Here is an 18,214-nt window from a genome sequence, read left to right as displayed (position 1 = left end):
GGTGAAGCAATGCCGTTTATTGGACCGACCCGGATTCCCAATAATCCGCCGGAGCCTTATCGTGGGCGATTCGCGCCGAGGCCGCCGCCGCCAGGCCGGCCACCAGATCATCGAGAAACGTATGAATCGCCGGGCCCTTTTCGTTTAATTTCGCCAGAATGCCCGTTTTCTCTTTATCAAGGTACCCGAAGCTGGTCAATCCGATCGACCCGTAAACGTTGGTAATGGCTAATGCCATAATCTCATCCACGCCGTACAGGGGCTCATCTCTTTCCATAATCGACTGCAAAGGCTCTGGCAGCAGCTTCTTCTCCGCCAATTCGTCCAAAGCAATTCCCGTGTAAAGGGCGTGCTGCACCTCCCGCTTCTCCAACACCGTGAGCACACTTTCCACGCACTCTTCCAAAGTCAACTTCGGGTGAAACGGTTTTTGAAGCATGAGCACGATCTCGGCGATATCTTGGATTTGTACCCCCCGCCGAGCCAACAATTCCACCATTGAAGGCGCCATAAACGCCCCTCCTCCCAACTAGGTCAAATGATACACGATGGAACTCTCTCCCAGCAACGCTTCCACATCCGATGTCAGTCCGGGACCGGGTTGCACCCGCCACCTGTCTCCGAGTTCCCGGACGTCCCGGCTGGAACGAACCAGGCGAACCCGCCAGCTCCCGGGATGCCGGGCCAACACCTGCCCCAGTTGCTTCAGCGTCTCCGGCCCACCCCGCTTCACTCGGATGTAGACCCGGGCTCCGGTGAACGTCAGCCCCATCAACTCTTTTTCATGCCGAATTTTCTCCTGTTCATTCTCCGAACTCGCCCGGCGTCCGGGGCTCTCCTCGCCAAAAAACGTCAACTGGGCACCGCCCCCGCCCCAGTGACTCTCCCGCTCTAAGCGGCCGAGCAATTCATCCCGGTTCTCACCCAGTTCATCGAAAGCACCGGCTCGAATCAGCGCCTCCACCGTCCGTCGATGGCACGCCCGGTGATCCACCCGGGACAGAAAATCCTCGAAAGAGTGAAACGGCCCCGCCCTCCGGGCGCCCAGCACCGCCTGGACCGCAGCTTGGCCCACATGTTTAATCGCTCCCAAGGCGAAACGGATCTTGCCATCTTCCCTCACCGTAAACCCCGCCCCGCTGGTTTGCACCGAAGGGGGCAATACCTCGATGCCCCGCTGAAAAGCCTCTTCCACGTATTGGGCCACCTTATCGGCCGAAGCCATGGCAGCGGACAGCAGGGAAGCGAAAAACTCCGCGGGGTAGTGCGCCTTGAGATACGCGGTGCGCCAGGATAACACAGCGTATGCAACCGCGTGGGAGCGGTTGAACCCATAATCGGCAAAACGCACGATGAGGTCGTACAGTTCCTCGGCCAAATCCCTGGGATGTCCCTGCCTAAGGCATCCGGCCACAAAAGCCGCGCGCTGTTGTTCTAAAACCTCTCTTTTCTTCTTGCCCACCGCCCGGCGGAGAACATCGGCCTGGCCGAGCGTGAATCCCGCCATCCGCGAGGCGATCTGCATGATCTGCTCCTGATACACCACAATTCCGTAGGTATCTCGGAGAATCGGTTCCAAATCCGGGTGGGGATAGTGGATCGGCACCCGACCGTGCTTGGCGTCGATGTATCGGCTGATATTTTCCATCGGCCCCGGGCGGTACAAGGAGATCACCGCCACGATGTCTTCAAAACAGTTCGGCTGCAAGTCCCGCAAAACATGTTTCACCCCGGAAGACTCGAGCTGAAAACACCCGTCCGTATCGCCCCGGCCCAGAAGTTCATAGGTTTTCGGATCGGTGTACTCCTCGTCGATTTCCACAGCATGCCCCAGGCGCTCCCCCGCCAACTCCCGGGTGTGCTCAATGATCGAAAGGGTGCGCAACCCCAGGAAATCCATTTTCAATAACCCCACGGCTTCAAGGGAAGCCATGTCGTACTGGGTAATCAACCCTCCCTCCGGGGTGCGCTGCACCGGGACGATATCGGTCAAGGCCGAAGGGGCAATCACAACCCCGGCGGCGTGGGTCGACGTGTGACGGGGCAACCCTTCCAGTCCCTTAGCCACCGTCAGCAACGTCCGGACCTGCTCATTCTCATCCTTCAACGCCCGAAGTCGGGGTTCCTCCACCAAAGCTTGGTCCAACGTGATTCCCAAGGAAGCCGGCACGAGTTTCGCCACCCGGTCCACCAAAGCCGGTGGGAGACCGGTCACCCGACCGGCGTCCCGAATGGCCGCCCGGGCCGCCATGGTTCCGAAGGTAATAATCTGGGCGACCCGATCCTGGCCGTATTTTTGGGCCACGTAATCAATGACTTCAAAACGGCGTTCATCTTCAAAATCGATGTCGATATCGGGCATGCTCACCCGCTCCGGGTTCAAGAAGCGCTCGAACAACAGGTGGTGGCGCACGGGATCCACCCCGGTAATCCCCAGGGCGTACGCCACCAAACTTCCCGCTGCCGATCCCCGCCCGGGGCCGGTGGCAATGCCGCGTTCCCGACTGTACCGAATAAAATCCCACACGATCAGAAAATAGCTCGCAAATCCCATCCGGGCGATGACGCTGAGCTCGTGCTCCAATCGGTCCCGGTACGAAGTGGGTATGGGATCGCCCACCCGCTGTCGGAGGCCCTCCTGACATAACCGCCGGAGGTATCCATCCGGGCTCTCCCCTCCCGGCACGTCAAAAGAAGGCAGCAACACCCGGCCCAGAGGCAACTCCACCCGGCACCGCTCTGCAATCTCCAAAGCGGCGTTCACGGCCTGGGGGAGGTGTGCAAACCGTGCCCGCATCTCGGCGGAAGAGGCAAACCACCGAGGGGAAGGGGAGGGTGGCGGGGCCCCGTCATCCCCTTGCCGGAGGGCTTGCACCACCCGGGCCAGGGGCGCGTCCTCGGGGTCGATGTAATGCACGTCCGCCGTGGCGACCGGCAGGAGTCCGTACTCTTCCCCGAGAGAAACCAACCGGTAGTGGCTCAAACGCCCCCTTTCACTTCCGTCGTCCTGCACTTCCAGCCACGCCCGGTTTGGCCCGAACACTTCGACAAACCGCCGCAGCCAGTCCCGGGCCCTTTCCGTATCGCCCCGGGCCAAAGCCGCATCCACCGGGCCCTCTGCGCCGCCGGAAAGCAAAAACAGACCGGGGGCGTGCGCTTTCACCGCCTCCCAGGACACCCCCACCTCCGGTCCGTCATGAGCCAGGCTCACCAGGCGAATCAGCCCTCGAAAACCCTCTTCCGACTCGGCCAAAAGAACCACGGCCGGCGGATCCCCTCTCGACGGCCTCTGAGGGCTTTCTTCCACCAGGGGAATCTGGGCTCCCAGGATCGGCCGGATCCCCGCCTCCTTGGCCAATCGAACGAACCGAATCGCCGCGTACAAATTCGCCCAATCGGTGATGGCGACCCCAGGCATCCCTTCTGCCACGACCCGTTGGATCAAGGCTTCCAGGCGGCAAACACCCCGAAGCAAAGAATACGCGCTATGAACATGAAGATGCACAAAGGTGCCTTCTTGACCCGTATCCCTACACCTCCAAGCCTCGGGGACAAAAAAGGCCGCCTCAGCCACCGGCGGCGTACCCCGCTTTACCGTTCCAGCACCTGGGCGGTAAACAAGGCCTTTCCGACCAATTCCCCATTATGATAGAGCTCTACGTCGGCTTTGCCAAATTTCCGGCCCATGTCAATCGCCGCGGCCTTCACCGACAAGGTGCTGTCAATCTGGATCGGTTTGAGGAAATAGATGGAGACATTCTCGACCACCATGTCCGAGTGCCGACTACGGCGGATGGCACTGGACCCGGCTTCGGCGATGAGGGTCATCAACACCCCTGTGGACACACCGCCGAGCCGATTGCTCATCTGGGGGGTAATATCCCCGACCAACCATACGGTGCGATCAGGGCCTTTTTCTTCTTTAAATTGGCTGAGGATGATATCCTCGATGGTCTGGCCGACCTGGGGCTGCTTTTGCATGTACTGCAGCGCCTTGATCACATCTTGACGGCTGATCACTCCCATCAGCCGGCGATTTTCAACCACGGGCAACAGCTCGATACCTTCCCACACCATGATATGAGCCGCCGAGGCCACCGACGTCTTGGGTGTCACCGTGATGGGATTCTTCGACATCAACCGTTCCACCGGGGCTTCGTCTGGCTCCCCGGTAACGTCTTTGGACGTGAGCATCCCCACGACCCGGAACTGCGGATCCACCACCGGAAATCGGCTGTGCCCCGTCAGGTTCACCAAAGCCCGATAGTCCCCGGCCCGGGCGGACAGGGAGATGCTGACCGGCTTGGTATCCCCGATCAGATCTTCAACCAGGACGATCTCTTTCTTGATCAGCCGGTCATAAATGGCGCGATTGATCAACGTCGCAATGGTGAAGGTATCGTAGGCCGAAGAGATCAGCGGCAATTCCCGCCGATCCGCCAGCTCCTTCACCTCGTCGTTGGTATCGAATCCTCCGGTAATCAACACCGCCGCCCCGTGCTCCAGGGAAGCCCGGTGCGCTTCTTCCCGGTTGCCGACGATGAGCAGGCAATCCTTGTCGATATAGCGCAGCATCGCGTCGATCTCCATGGCGCCAATGACAAACTTCGTCAGCGTTTTGTGCAGCCCACCGCGGCCCGCGAGGACCGTACCATCCACGATATTGACCACTTCCGCAAAGGTCAAGCGCTCGATATTCTTCTTTTGCTGCTTTTCGATCCGGACCGTGCCCACGCGCTCGATGGTGCTGACGATCCCCCGCATCTCCGCCTCTTTGATCGCCCGATACGCCGTTCCTTCACTGACGTCCATCATCTTGGCAATCTGCCGGACGGAGATCTTACTTCCCACGGCCAAATCCTCAATATGTTGTAAAATGAGTTCGTGTTTGGTCGCCATAACCCGCCTCCGTGACCGGCCATTTCTAAGCGTATTATACTGTGAAACGGGCGTTGCTGACCAGTATGGATCGTGAACACGACAACCTCCAACAGGGAAAGGAGACGACAAAGGTGCAAGTTTCTCTAGAAATCATCGTCCGCTCGACGGAGATCGATGTGAATGGGCATGTCAACAATGCCAAATATCTCGAGTATATGGAGTGGGGGCGGGAGGAATGGTACGAACGAGCTGATCTTCCCTACGACCGATTTTTGGCCATGGGGATCCAAACGGTAACGGTGAACATCAACATTAACTATCGCCGGGAATGTCGTCAAGGTGACCACCTGACGATTTGGACCAAACCATTGCGCCGGGGACGAACGAGCTTCGTCCTGAAGCAGGAGATCCTCAATGAACGGGGAGAAGTGGCAGCCGATGCCGAAGTCACCAGCGTTTGCATAGACGTCGCCACCCGGCGATCCCGCCCGCTTCCCGACGAACTCGCCCGGTACTTTCCTACATATAATCCCGGTGAATCTTCCGGGGGTCCGCAGGATCCCGCCGGGAAAGCTGGGTGATCTGCCGAGACGCCGCCCGGCGAACGGCCAAGGGCACTCGGTCCGGCGCCCTTCGCTCCCGGTCCACCTCCATCAATCGGTACAAAAAACTGCCCAAGGCCACGAGGGCAAGGGCCATCCACGCGGCGGCAAAAGTGGCCGCCTGGGGAGAATCCGGCTGGGGCAACCGGGGCAGACCGTAGATCAAAAGTACCCCTGCACAAACCAGACCCACAAAGGTCCAAAAGAAGGTTTTCGGCCGCACGTTGACCCCTCCTTTTGGTACAAGGCTATGCACCCGTCCAATCCGATATGCGAAAAGCCACCGGTCCGCCCGGAGCACCACTGGCGGGCGCAACCGATGGGCCGGGTAAAATGGGGGCCGCATAGAGGGGCCCCACCGCGGCCACAATAACGCTGGGCAAACACCCAACCTTACGCCGAAGGGGGCGCAGACACGTGCACGTTCTCGAGAACTTTGAGCAGTGGAAGAACTTCCTCGGCGACCGGGTTGATCAAGCGCAGGCGGCCGGGATGAGCACCGAGCAGATCCAGCAGATCGCTTATCGAATGGGGGACTTCCTGGCTCGGCAGGTGGATCCCCAAAACAAACAGGAGCGCCTTCTGCAGGAGATGTGGAAAGTGAGTTCCGAGCAGGACCAACAGGCGCTTGCCCGGATCATGGTCAACTTGGTCAACAAAAGCTGACAATGCATGACCGAGAGGTTGAAAGGCCCTTCACCGCGGGGTGAAGGGCCTTCCGCCAGATCTCGGGCCTGACCGCTGTTTGTACCTGCCGTCAGATTTCGAGGCTGCCTTCCACCTCGAGCACCTGGCAGGTAAACCCTTTCCCTCGCACCGCCGAGGCAAAAGCCTGCACATCCTGGGCGATGAGGGGGAAAGTATTGTAATGCATGGGGATCACCGTCCGGGGGCGGAGCAGTTCCACAGCGTATAATGCGTCTTCGGGGCCCATTGTAAAATTGTCGCCAATGGGCAAAGCCGCCGCGTCGATGGTGTGGCGATCCCCGATCAGCTTCATATCTCCGAACAGCGCCGTATCCCCGGCGTGATAAAACGTTCTTCCGCCCATCGTCACCAAATAACCGCAAGGGTTGCCGCCTTCGTGCACGCCATCCTCGTCTTCAATGCCAGCCCCATGAAATGCCAGGGTTAGCTTCACTTTTCCAAAGTCGAACTGGTGGGATCCGCCCAAATGCATCCCGTGGACTTGGGCGCCTTTTTTTGCACAATACGCCGCCAGTTCAAAGGGAGCGATGATCGGGATATTCAATCGTTTCGCGATGGCGATGGCGTCCCCGAGATGATCCCCGTGTCCGTGGGTCAACAGCACCGCATCGACCTGTACATCTTCAGGCTTGATCTTGCTGACCGGGCTGCCGGAAAGGAATGGGTCGATGATCACCCGCTTTCCGTCGGCCTCCACCTCAAAACACGCATGCCCGTGATAGACCAGTTTCATCGGATCACCCCTCTTGGCCCGCCGGACTTCGCCCTGCCGGCGGATGTATGTAGGCGGGAATCGAGACCCTTCTTCATTATAACGCGATTTTTTAAAGAAGTCCCATCGCCCGCGCCACCATCACCGCCATGTCGCCCCGGGTTAAGGGTTGATCTGGATGAAACAGACCGTCCGGAAAACCGGCGATAATGCCTTTCGCTCGAAGGGCAGCCACGGAACCCTCGGCCCAGGATCCCTTCAGGTCGGGAAACCCGCTTTCACCGGACGCAGATAGCCCCAGGGTCTTGGCGATCATGGCCGCGCCCTCCGCCCGGGTCACCGCTCGATCCGGTTCAAACCTCCCGCCCCCAACGCCGTGTACCCAACCCGCTGCCTGAGCTCTGCCGATCACATCATAGGCCCAGTGGCCCCGGGGAACATCTGAAAACCCGGCGAACCACGCCGGGGCCGGGCGCAGGGCGTTGACCAACATGGCTGTGGCTTCCGCTCGGCTCACCGCACGGTTCGGATGGAACAAGCCGTCCGAATCACCATGAACCCAACCTTTTTCCCACAATTTTAGAATCGCAGGTTCAGCATCAATATTGAAAATATCGGGAAATGGCCCTCCGCTCATGGCGCGCCTGAAAATCCCCCATACCGAAGGGTCTTCTTGGCCCAAGCTCCAGGCAAATCCGCCTCTGAGGCCGTATTTCGCCACCAAAGACAATTTGGCGGCGATGGTCGTTCGATTGTCGTAATAAATGTCCACCCACCCTGCACCGGAAGAATACCCGTAATGCATGGTTTTCTGCACCGGATCGTAATTGGGTTCGCCCCCGATCTGGGAGACCAACCGGGAGATGGCAGGATAAGAAATCGAATCGCCGCCCCAGCCATTCACCCACCGCCTACCGTACAGGGGAACTCCGAGCAGGAATTTGTCCCTGGGAATCTGGGTCAACATGTATTGGATCGACTGTTCCACCCAAGGATCACCGGCCACGGGACCCGGGGGATCGCCCTGAACCCTCTCGTCGTAGGTCATGACGGTGATGTAGTCACATAAAGCTGCAAGCGCTTGGTTGTCATAGGCTGCGACCCATCCGGACTGGACCGGCCCCTGAATGGCCGGCACCGTTGCCGCCAATTGTTTTGACGGGGGGAGATCGTTGCGAAGGGCCTGAACAAAGGCTGTCAAGGCACCCCGGTCTGCAACCGTCAGATTCTCCAGATCGACGATGACCCCATCTAGGTTCCGCCCGCTCACAATCCCGGCGATTTGGGCCGCCAGGGCGGGCCCGTTCGCCAAAGCTTTTCGCCCGGCCTCCCGGTTCCAATCGTTTCCGATAAAAGGCACCACTTCAAGTCCGCGATCATGGGCCGCTTGCACCAGCCCATCGTCCACGTAATTCCCCAAACTTCCGTCCGGTTGAATTTGGAAGAAATCTGGAGACACCACATCCGCGTTCCCGGCGATCCGGTCCAGAAGCCCCAGTCGCGCCTCTCGACTGAAGCCCGACAGATACACGAGAGACACCGGGCTGCCGGGGCCCGCCGAAGCCGGAGCCACAGCACCGCCTGTGAAAATCGCCGCAACGGCCAGCACCACCGCCGCCAGCTCCAGGGCGATGCGCCTCACCTTCTCCCTCACATTTTCTCACCCCCTGACTCTTTCATCCTACCAGGGTGAGAGAATGCTAGCTTCAGGAACTGAGTGGGCAACCGCCCATATTTTTTATGGGAATCCTCAATATTCCATGCGGTGTCCGGTCTCTTCGATCATCCAAGGGTAGCCACCGCTGCCTGAGCAAAGCCAACGAGGCCGCCCAGCACCGCCCCCATCCATGTGATCATCGCGAGTTCCTTCCGGGCCACATCCAGGATGAGCCGCTCGAGTTCGGGGAGGGGGAATCGATTCACCTGCTCTTCAACCATTCGCGCCAGGGGGACACGGCGCCACAGGTGGGGAAGGAGGATATCCACGCGTGTCAAAATCCAGGTGCGCAGCCGGGGTTCCCACCGATCGCGCCTCTTGTCAACCCACCGCCACACCTCGCCCAGCTGGGCTTCCACCCACTCTCGGTCGGCCAACTGCTCACAGACGACTTCCCGGATCAAACGGGGGGCCGCGCCACTCGGCCGCTGTTCCAAAAGACCTGCCACACCCGGCAACAACTCCTTCACGACCCAGCCTTCCACAGCCCCGGCGGTACCCGGAGCGGTCAGCCAATCCCGCAAAGCCCGGAGCAACTCTTCGGCCACCCGATCCTCGGCACTCAGGGCGCCGGCCAAACGGCCGAGCCACCCTTGGTGCTGCAACCAGCGCTGGATTTCCTCCGCAAGCCCCCGGCGCACTTTGAGCTCCTGAGTGGCAGCCGCGGCGAACTCGAGACCCCGGCCGATGAGTTCCCGGATCAGCTCCGCCCCTTCTACACTGTCCGCCAACCGCCGGACAAGGCCGGGGACAAAACGGGCGAATAAGTCCCGGGAAACCCCGCCCCGTTCCACACCCGGGAATACGGCTTGTCTCGTTTCCGATTCCTCCGGGGCGTCCCGACGGCCGACGGATCGGCACCCCTCCGCCCAATCCGCGACCCCATTCGCCAGTCGGACCAGCCCCTCCGCCTCTACCCATGCGGCCAGGTGATCCAACGCCTTGCGAAACGCACCTTCCATATCCATCGTCCGCAAGGCCTTTTGCACGCTGTCCACCGGAAGAAGATGTTCTTGGACAATCTCGCCCAACCGATGGGCGATCTCCTCCCGACGCCGGGGAATCAGTCCGGGAGTCAGCGGCACCCGCCATCTTCCGATTCGCCACGGGTGCCACGGACGAAACAACATCGCAATCGCCAAACCATTGGTCACCAGACCGATAAACGCCCCGGTGACCACCGACAAGACCACTTGGAAAAGGTGCAATGGGCTCCACTCCGCATTCCTGAGTTGACCATCGATTTGATTGTACACGATGGAAGGCTTAACGACGAGGGTCCAACACCGGACCCGGACACCGGGGGCCCGATGGCCTCGTTGATCCTCAGTACGGCCGGAACTCCCGGCCGATCACCCCCCGGCCGATCACGATCTTCTGGGTGTGAGCGGTGCCATCGCCGATCTCCAAACCGATCACATCCCGGAGGCGCTGCTCAATAGGCAGATCCCGGGTGTAACCGTAATGTCCGTGAAGCAACAGACAATCGTGGATGGCCTCCGCCGCAAGCTTGGGGCCGAGCCACTTGCATGCCGCCGCCTCGGTGGTGTGCGGCATGTTCTGGTCCCGAAGCCACAGGGCCCTATAACCGTACCAGCGGGCCATCTCCAGCTTGGCGTGGTGCTCGGCGATGGGGAATGATACACCCTCAAAGGCGGCCAACGGCTTTCCGAAAGCTTGTCGTTGTCTGACGTACTCCACCGTTTCTTCCAGGGTCTTCTCCGCCGCTCCGATACACTGCAGAGCAATGAGCACTCGACTGAAGTCGAATCCGTTCATCACCCCATAAAACCCCTGGCCTTCATCCCCCACCCGGTACTCCAGCGGGATTTCGACCCGATCGAAAAAAAGCGATCCCCGGCCGATGGGTCGGTTACCCATATCCTGGTAAGCCGAACGGGCCACGCCCGGCGCGTCCAAGGGGACCAGGAAGGCGGTCACACCCCTGGAGCGCTGTTCCGGATCGGTCTTGGCAAAGACTACGGCCGCGTGGGCCACCGTCGCCAAACTGATCCCGGACTTTTCCCCGGCGATGATATAATGATCTCCTTTCCGTACCGCCGTGGTCTTGATGGCGGCGGCATCCGAGCCCGCTCCGGGTTCTGTAAGGGCAAGGGCGATGAGTTTTTCCCCCTTGGCCATGGGCAGGAGAAATTCCTTCTTTACCCGGTCCCCTCCGTGGCGCTCGAGGATCTCCCCCACAAGCCCGTTCAGGATCACCGCGTAGGCACAGTTAAAATCCCCCCGCCCCACCTCCTCCGCCGCAATGCCGGCTTCCACGTACCCCATCCCGGCCCCGCCGTATTGTTCAGAGATCGTCATCCCCGTTAAACCAATCTCGGCCATTCGATTCCACTGCTCCCAGGGGAATTCCTCTTTGGCATCCCATTCCCGGTACCGGGGCAACAACACCGATTCGGCAAAATCCCGAAACAACCGCCGCATCGTCTCCTGTTCAGTCGAAAAGGAAAAGTCGAGCATCATTGTTCTCCTTCACGTTGTAATTGTCGGGCGATTTCCTCTCGGAGCTTGAATTTTTGGATCTTCCCGCTGGCTGTCCTGGGGAATTCATCTACCACCTCCACCCGTTCGGGCCAATAGGGCTTGGCCACCCCTTTCTCCTGCAAAAACTGCTGCAGATCTGCCAAGGTCAAGGTCGCCCCGGACTTAAGAATCACAAAGGCACAAGCCCGCTCCTGGAGGTGGGGATCGGGCATCGCCACAATGGCCACCTGCTCAATATCCGGGTGCTCGTGAAGCACATTTTCCACATAAGTTACCGGGATATTCTCCCCGCCCCGGATGATAATATCTTTGGCCCGCCCCTCGATGCTCACATAACCCTCCTCATCGATGACCGCAAAATCCCCGGTGTCAAACCATTCCCCATCAAAGCTGGCCCGGGTCATTTCCAGGCGTTTCGCATAACCCACGAACAGAAAGGGTCCTTTGCATTGGAGCCGCCCCGGTTGCCCAGGCGGCAGAAGGCGTCCGGACCCGTCCACCACCCGCACCTCCATCCCCGGAACGGGGAGGCCGTCGGTGGAAGTAATCTTTTCCTCGGAGTCGCCCATCCGGCTCAACGTCACCAAGGCGTCTTCCGTCTGCCCCCAACCGCCGAGCACCGCCACTCCAGGCAATCGCTTGCGCGCCTCGCGCAAGAGGGGCCGGGGGATCGGCGCACCCGCGCAGATGAAAACCCGCAAGGAACTCAGGTCATGTTGATCGAGATTGGGGGCCCTGACCAGATCATGAAGAAAGGGCGTCGCCCCCATGGTCATGTGAATCCCAAACTCCTCGACCATTTCTACAAATCTCTCCACATTCCAAATATCTTGGTAGATCCCCGTGCTCCCCAGGTAGGTCACAAGTCGGGGACCATACAGAAAACCGGTCTGGTGGGCGAAGGTCGAGGCCATGTGGATCACGGTGTCTGCGTCAAAATTCAGCAATCTGGCCGTGAGAACGTCTGTGGAAATGACCGTATTATGGGTGTGCAACACCCCTTTGGGCTCCCCTGTTGTTCCGGACGTAAAGATCAGTTCCGTCACCTCGTTGGCGTCCGGGCGCAAGGCTGCCAACTCCCCGGGATCTCGGATTTTCTCCCATTTCGTCTCCATAAAGGTTTTCCACGACTCTTGGCCCAGCGGCACCTCGTCCCCGACCACCAAGATGTGCCGAAGGAACGGCATGGACGGCCGGAGGCGCTCCATCATTTCCGGATATGAAAAATTTCGAAATCTATCGGGGATCACCATGATTTTCGGTTCAGCCAACCCCAACATAAAGCGGATTTCCCGGTCCCGGTAGATCGGCACGAGGGGGTTGCTAATCGCGCCGATCCGGGTCGCCGCAAAATGCGCGATGACCCATTCGTTCCAATTGGGCAATTGAAATGACACCACGTCTCCCGGGCGCACCCCGAGTTCCAAGAACCCCAGGGCGCACCGGTCGACCAGTTGGCGCAGCTCCCGGTACGTGTACCGGGACCGCCCATCCACCGCCGCAAGCTTGTCCGGCGTCTTCTCCGCCGCCTCATCCAGGAAATCGGTGATCACTTTGCTTCCCCAGTACCCTTCCCGGGTGTACCGTTCAATCTGTTCCCGGGTCAACAGCGTTTCGAACCCCATCCCCATCGCCCCCTAACACATGGTCAGTCCACCACTGACGCTGAGGGTCTGACCGGTGATATAGGCCGCTTCGTCCGATGCCAGAAACGCCACGGCATTGGCCAGATCCTCGGGAAGAGCCAGTCGGCGGAAAGGAATCGCCCGGATCAAGGCGTCCCGGATTTTTGGATTGTACGACCCCACTTCGGCAAAAAGCGGTGTATCCGCCGGACCCGGACTCACGCAGTTCACATTGATATGGTGTCGGGCCATCTCCCGGGCCAACGTCTTCGTAAAAGCGATCACGCCGCCTTTGGTGGCGGAATACACCGCTTCCCCGGTGGAGCCCACCCGCCCGGCGTCCGAACCGATGTTGACGATCTTTCCATACCCCTGTTCAATCATGTGCGGCAGGACCGCTTTGCAGCCAAAAAGCGTCCCGTACAGGTTGATCCGGATGATGCGGTCCCATACGGCGACGTCATTGTCGATAAACGGCTCCACCTTATCCCATCCCGCGTTGTTCACGAGAATGTCCACCCGACTAAAATGCCTCACCGTTTGCTCCACCATCTCGTCCACAGACTCTTTGGATGTGACGTCCACAGGAACCGCGATGGCCTCGGCTCCCCGTACCTTGAGGGCTTCAGCCGTCTCCCGGGCTGCGTCCTCCAGGATGTCCGCCACCACCACCCGGGCTCCTTCAGATGCGAATTTTTCTACGATTCCCCGGCCGATTCCCCGGGCGGACCCGGTGACAATGGCCACTTTTTGTTCCAGCCTTTTCATTCCCGCACCTCCACACTTTGTTCCGACCTGCGGGGTTGCGATCCCGCTCCCTCATCCTCCGAAACTGCAAACAAGGACACCGGTACCCCAAGTTTGTCCAACGCCTCGCTGAGGTCCGCGGAAATGGCCCGGAGCCGCCTCCCCACCTCCTTCATCACGTCATCGGGCAGCGCCACCGAATTCCCGATCACGGCCAGGACAAAGGCGATGGTGCCTTTGCCAACGAATACCGGAGCGGCCACGCTGTGGAAACCAGGGGTGTGCTCGCCATAACTGACTGCGTAGCCTTGGGCGCGGAATTGATCCAATTGCCCCCGCAGGGAGGCGAGGTCGGTGACCGTGCGTTCGGTAAACCGCTCGATCCCGTACCGATGGACAAGATCCTCCACCTCCTCCCACGGAATGTGGCTGAGAAAACACTTTCCGAAAGCCGCACTGGTGATGGGAAACCGCCTTCCCAGGGACACGGTGACGCGAAAATTTCCCGGCGCTTCCTCTTTTGCCACGTAGGCCAGAGTATCCGGCTTCACGCGTTGAACCAGGACGCAGGTAAACCCCGTATCTTCTGCCGCCCGGCGGAGAAATGTCCGGGCGACGGTCAAATAGTCGAGAAACTCCTTGGCCCGCTCCCCGAGCAACACCATTTGAATACCGAGTGAATAGGTTTTGGTCTTGTCGTCGTAACGCACCACCTGCCACGACTGAAACGTTTTAAGGATGCGAAAGACCGTCGCTTTGCTGATTCCAAGCTCCTGGGTGATGTGCGCAAGGGTGCTGTTGCGGTGCTTGTACCGACTCAACAGATGCAGAATCTTCATTCCCGCGTCCACCGACGGTACCCGATAATCCACTCCTCACAATCCCTTCCAGCATTCTTGTTGACAATCGTTTCGCGGGTGAAACAGTGGTTCTATTGTGAAATCTACAAGTTCATATTATAATGGAACTGTCCGGTTTGACAAGCCTTTTCTCACATTTCTAGAAAGGTGGGGCATCCCGTGGAATTCCAAGACATTCTCTACGAAAAACACCAAGGTGTTGCCAAGATTACGATCAATCGACCGGAAGTACTCAACGCCTTTCGCGATGTGACCGTGAGGGAAATGATCGCCGCTTTTGAAGATGCTTGGGATGATCAGGAGGTGGGGGTTGTGGTCCTCACCGGGGCCGGGGATCGGGCGTTCTGCGTGGGAGGAGATCAAAAGGTGCGGGAGAAGGGCGGGTACGGCGGCACCCGGGGCCGGGACATGGGGATCGGCCTGGATGTGATGGGATTGCACGAGATCATGCGGAATATTCCCAAACCGGTGATCGCCGCGGTGAACGGGTATGCCATCGGGGGCGGCCATGTCCTCCACGTGCTCTGCGATCTGACCATCGCCGCGGAACACGCAGTTTTCGGCCAGGTCGGCCCCAAAGTGGGAAGCTTTGACGCGGGCTACGGCTCGGCCTATCTCGCCCGGGTGGTCGGGGAAAAGCGGGCCCGGGAGATCTGGTACCTGTGTCGCCGCTACTCCGCCCAAGAGGCCTACCAGATGGGGCTCGTCAACAAAGTGGTCCCTAAGGAAGAACTGATGACAGAGGTCGACCGCTGGGCCCAGGAACTTCTGGAGCGCAGCCCCTACGCCCTCCGCATCCTCAAAGCCTCCTTTAATGCCGACACCGCCCATATCAAGGGCATCGACGAATTGGCCATGGGTGCCCTGGCACTTTATTACGATACGGAAGAATCGATGGAAGGGCGCAACGCTTTCCTCGAAAAACGCAAACCGGATTTTCGAAAATTTTACCGTTGATGGGCCCGGGACCGCGATGCCGCCCTGGGGGGCGGCGCCGGGGACCGGAGTGGAAAATAGCGCACGTGCCGCTTCTTCAATACGTATCCACCGGGCTGTCGTCCACCTCCCACAACTGGCGATCCCTCAGGGGAAAGGCCCGCCAGAGATTTGCCGGGAGATCTTGCCACGCCACTTTTTGATACGCAAAACCGAAAGCACCGGCCAGTTGTTCCATGTTTGGGCCAGGCAGTTCCACATAGGCCGTGCGCCCGTAGGCCTTTCGCTGATTATCCCTGACGGAGCCGTAAGCCCGGTTGTTGAAAACCACCACCAGTAGGGGAACGTCTTCCTGAACGGCGGTGGCCAACTCCGGGAGCGTGAACATCAAACTCCCGTCCCCGGTGAGCGCTACCGCCTGCCCCGCGCCGCCCAGCGCCGCCCCTATTGCCACGGGTACGGCGAAGCCCAGGGAGCAATACTGCATCGGGTACAGAAACCCGCCCGGGTTTAACACAGGCAGATACCGGGCCATGGCGATACCCACCAGACAACTGTCTACGGCCAGCAGGGCGTCGATAGGGAGGGCGTGGCGCACGGCCCGAAGCCACAGATCAAACTCCGGGACCACTCGCTCCGCCTCTGCGGCGGCCGCGGTCCGGGCCAGATGGGCGCGGTGAGCTTGGGTGCCGTCCCTGGCCGCCGCTTCCTCCCAGGGCAAGTCTTCGAGCAGGCTCCGGAGCACGGCATCGAGTGGACCCGCCACCACCGCGGACAGCGCGGCATCCGGTCGCACTGCCCGGGGATCGGGGGTAATCAGCACCGTTTCCGCTCCGGGCCTTTGCTCCCGGTGCCAGTCCCGCAGGGACCATCGGGTGCCGATGGCCAGGAGCCCATCGCAGCCGGCAAGAAGTTTCTCAACTCCTGGCGTCCAAGTGGTACCCGCGAACCACGGATCACTTCCGGAGATGACCCCCTTTGCCGCAACGGTGGTCAAAGCCGGTACCCCCCACCGGCTGACCAATTCCCGACAGAGCGGGGCAACGGCTGCGGCCTCGGGACCCACCACCACCGCCGGGCGCTTCCAAGAGCGGACTTTCCCTTCCAGAAGTCCCAGCCAAGGGGACGGGTTCCCGTCGCCCGCGAAGTAGACGGGCCAGGGAAAGGAAGGCTCTCCTGCGCGATTGTCACGGGACAGCGGATCGTCCGGTCCGGCACTCCCCGTTTCAGACGGAACATCGGGCTCAGGCGAGACACCGGCCCGAGGTACACCGGTCTCCCCGGCTGGCGGGGCGATTTCGGAGACCTCCGCGTCGAGCAAGTCATAAGGAATATCGATATACAGCGGCGCAGCACGCCCGACAAATCGCGTGTCGAGGACCTCTTGCATCATTCGGGCGGCCTCCTCGGGACGGGGCACCGTGAGGGAGAACTTCACTAACCCTTCGACCAGAGCACTCTGGTCGGGCAACTCGTGAAGAGCTCCCCGGCCTTGCCCCACGTCTCGGGAGCGCGGCAAAGTGGCCACGACGATCATCCCCGAAGAGCCCCCCTCGGCTTCGGCAATGCCGGTCAACGCATTGGTCAGCCCGGGGCCCGTGATCGGGAGCACCAGGGCGTATTTACCAGTGGTCCGATAGTACCCGTCTGCCATGTACGCCGCGCCCAGTTCGTGCCGGGCGATTACCGTGCGGATCCTCCCATCCCTTTTCAGTGCATCGAAGAGCGCCATGTTGTGGACACCGGGAATCCCGAAGGCGATCTCGATTCCCGCCGCAGCCCATTGTTCGACCCATAGATCCGCAACCCGCATCGGCCATCCCTCTCTTCTATCTATTCATCTATCGCTCCTGCACCACAATCCTCCCCGGCCACCGCCGGCCCACCTTGGCCAAATTCAGCAGGCCGATCAGTTCCCCCGGTCGACAGGGCTCCGGCCGTTCGACACATCCCGCCCAGGCTGCCAAGCGCCCGATCACCGCCTCCGGCTTCACCCCGCTACGGCGCAACTCCCGCAAGGCCAGCGCCCCGTGCCGCTTGGAAAGACGCCGGCCCGCCGAGTCCACCAGCAGGGGGACATGGGCGTACCGGGGCACTGGAAGGCCCAGGGTCTCGAACAGATCCCGCTGGATCGGGGTGGCGGTCAACAGGTCATCACCCCGCAGCACGTCGGTGATCTGCATTTCCCCGTCATCCACCACCACCGCCAGCATATACCCAAACGTTCCATCCCGCCGGCGAAGGATGGGATCCCAATTTCCCTCGCCCCTCTCCCAGCTCTGATGTCCGCGGCAGCCATCCTCCCACTCATCCCGGCTCCGCCGGACCCGGTACCGCCAATGGGGCCGCTCCCCCTCCGCCACGAGGCGCCGTCGCTCTCTCTCTGGGCGCTCCGCACACCGGCCCGGACATCCTTTAAGGGGGCCGTGGGGCGCCAGGGCTGCCCCCCGCTCCGCTTCCCGGACGCGACTGCGGGTGCAAAAACAGGGGTACACCTCTCCTCGTTCCCGCAGCGCCCGAAACGCAGCTTCATACCGATCCACCCGCTCGCTCTGCCGATAAGGAGCATAGAGCCCCCCAACTCCGAAACCCTCATCCGGATCGAGTCCCAGCCACGTGAGATCCTCCCTCAACGCCTCCGCGTACACATCCCGGCTGCGATCGGGATCCAAATCCTCCACCCGCAGAACCCAACTCCCGCCGGACCCGCGAACCTGCAGCCAACTGAGCAGGGCCACCCAGGCGTGGCCCAGGTGCAGAAAACCTGTCGGACTCGGGGCAAACCGGCCCCGGATCCCCTTAGCCATCACCGCGCTCATCTCCACCAACGGACAAATAGGATGTTACATTTTGTCGAATTCGTATGTCACTTATATCAAGATCCGGGAAAAGTATTGCGCCCCAATCCCCACCTCGGTACA

The 18,214-nt window shown here is 60.4% G+C and carries 16 protein-coding genes; 3 read left to right on the top strand and 13 right to left on the bottom strand.

All coding sequences use genetic code 11. The features are described from left to right. Positions 1–16 precede the first annotated feature (16 nt). The 3 genes from K6T64_RS01675 to K6T64_RS01665 form a co-directional block, all read right to left on the bottom strand. On the bottom strand, positions 17–511 hold the full coding sequence (locus K6T64_RS01675; protein ID WP_100668352.1) for a phosphatidylglycerophosphatase A family protein: 495 nt from the start codon (positions 509–511) through the stop codon (positions 17–19). An 18-nt stretch (positions 512–529) separates the two neighbouring features. After that, on the bottom strand, positions 530–3,505 hold the full coding sequence (dnaE, locus tag K6T64_RS01670) for a DNA polymerase III subunit alpha (RefSeq protein ID WP_288008310.1): 2,976 nt from the start codon (positions 3,503–3,505) through the stop codon (positions 530–532). A gap of 86 nt (positions 3,506–3,591) precedes the next feature. Beyond that, complete coding sequence (locus K6T64_RS01665) at positions 3,592–4,899, bottom strand: DRTGG domain-containing protein (protein WP_100668353.1); 1,308 nt, start codon at positions 4,897–4,899, stop codon at positions 3,592–3,594. Between the two features lie 113 nt (positions 4,900–5,012). Here K6T64_RS01665 and K6T64_RS01660 point away from each other — a divergent pair, with 113 nt between their 5' ends. Then, positions 5,013–5,462, top strand: coding sequence for an acyl-CoA thioesterase (locus K6T64_RS01660; protein ID WP_353737779.1), 450 nt, complete (start codon positions 5,013–5,015; stop codon positions 5,460–5,462). Here K6T64_RS01660 and K6T64_RS01655 read toward each other — a convergent pair. Further along, positions 5,401–5,706 (bottom strand): hypothetical protein, encoded by a 306-nt coding sequence (locus tag K6T64_RS01655; RefSeq protein ID WP_288008309.1) that lies wholly within the window; start codon positions 5,704–5,706, stop codon positions 5,401–5,403. The genes K6T64_RS01660 and K6T64_RS01655 overlap by 62 nt on opposite strands. A gap of 194 nt (positions 5,707–5,900) precedes the next feature. On the opposite strand from K6T64_RS01655, the gene K6T64_RS01650 reads away from it, so the two are divergent. Continuing rightward, a complete protein-coding gene (locus K6T64_RS01650) occupies positions 5,901–6,149 on the top strand; it encodes a DUF3243 domain-containing protein (RefSeq protein ID WP_100668356.1) in 249 nt (82 codons plus the stop codon). 91 nt (positions 6,150–6,240) lie between these two features. Here the strand turns inward: K6T64_RS01650 and K6T64_RS01645 are convergent, their stop codons facing one another. The 7 genes from K6T64_RS01645 to K6T64_RS01615 all read right to left on the bottom strand — a co-directional run bounded on the left by K6T64_RS01645 (position 6,241) and on the right by K6T64_RS01615 (position 14,369). Next, positions 6,241–6,924, bottom strand: coding sequence for a metal-dependent hydrolase (locus K6T64_RS01645; protein ID WP_288008308.1), 684 nt, complete (start codon positions 6,922–6,924; stop codon positions 6,241–6,243). Positions 6,925–7,015: 91 nt separating this feature from the next. Beyond that, positions 7,016–8,557, bottom strand: coding sequence for an S-layer homology domain-containing protein (locus K6T64_RS01640; protein ID WP_288008307.1), 1,542 nt, complete (start codon positions 8,555–8,557; stop codon positions 7,016–7,018). Positions 8,558–8,685: 128 nt separating this feature from the next. Further along, the gene (locus K6T64_RS01635; protein WP_288008306.1) at positions 8,686–9,828 is read right to left on the bottom strand and encodes a DUF445 domain-containing protein; all 1,143 of its coding nucleotides are present in this window, start codon (positions 9,826–9,828) and stop codon (positions 8,686–8,688) included. A gap of 118 nt (positions 9,829–9,946) precedes the next feature. Beyond that, a complete protein-coding gene (locus tag K6T64_RS01630) occupies positions 9,947–11,101 on the bottom strand; it encodes an acyl-CoA dehydrogenase family protein (RefSeq protein WP_288008305.1) in 1,155 nt (384 codons plus the stop codon). Continuing rightward, a complete protein-coding gene (locus tag K6T64_RS01625) occupies positions 11,101–12,750 on the bottom strand; it encodes an AMP-binding protein (protein WP_170086133.1) in 1,650 nt (549 codons plus the stop codon). The genes K6T64_RS01630 and K6T64_RS01625 overlap by 1 nt, the downstream gene beginning before the upstream one ends. A 12-nt stretch (positions 12,751–12,762) precedes the next feature. After that, positions 12,763–13,518: an SDR family NAD(P)-dependent oxidoreductase gene (locus K6T64_RS01620; RefSeq protein ID WP_288008304.1), complete on the bottom strand. Its 756-nt coding sequence runs from the start codon at positions 13,516–13,518 to the stop codon at positions 12,763–12,765. Next, positions 13,515–14,369 carry an IclR family transcriptional regulator gene (locus K6T64_RS01615; RefSeq protein WP_288008303.1) on the bottom strand — a complete coding sequence of 285 codons (855 nt, stop codon included), beginning with the start codon at positions 14,367–14,369 and terminating at the stop codon, positions 13,515–13,517. The genes K6T64_RS01620 and K6T64_RS01615 overlap by 4 nt, the downstream gene beginning before the upstream one ends. 147 nt (positions 14,370–14,516) lie before the next feature. Between K6T64_RS01615 and menB the strand changes: the two genes are divergently transcribed. After that, a complete protein-coding gene (gene menB / locus K6T64_RS01610) occupies positions 14,517–15,314 on the top strand; it encodes a 1,4-dihydroxy-2-naphthoyl-CoA synthase (protein WP_288008302.1) in 798 nt (265 codons plus the stop codon). Between the two features lie 76 nt (positions 15,315–15,390). Here menB and K6T64_RS01605 read toward each other — a convergent pair whose 3' ends face one another. Together K6T64_RS01605 and gluQRS are read right to left on the bottom strand one after the other, a co-directional pair. Further along, positions 15,391–17,106: a thiamine pyrophosphate-binding protein gene (locus K6T64_RS01605; protein ID WP_288008301.1), complete on the bottom strand. Its 1,716-nt coding sequence runs from the start codon at positions 17,104–17,106 to the stop codon at positions 15,391–15,393. Between the two features lie 28 nt (positions 17,107–17,134). Further along, positions 17,135–18,100 carry a tRNA glutamyl-Q(34) synthetase GluQRS gene (gluQRS, locus tag K6T64_RS01600; RefSeq protein ID WP_288008368.1) on the bottom strand — a complete coding sequence of 322 codons (966 nt, stop codon included), beginning with the start codon at positions 18,098–18,100 and terminating at the stop codon, positions 17,135–17,137. Positions 18,101–18,214: the final 114 nt, after the last annotated feature.

The organism is Kyrpidia sp. (assembly GCF_023512215.1).
GTDB classification, from domain to species: Bacteria; Bacillota; Bacilli; order Kyrpidiales; family Kyrpidiaceae; genus Kyrpidia; species Kyrpidia spormannii.
This window is presented reverse-complemented; position numbering and strand designations above follow the sequence as displayed.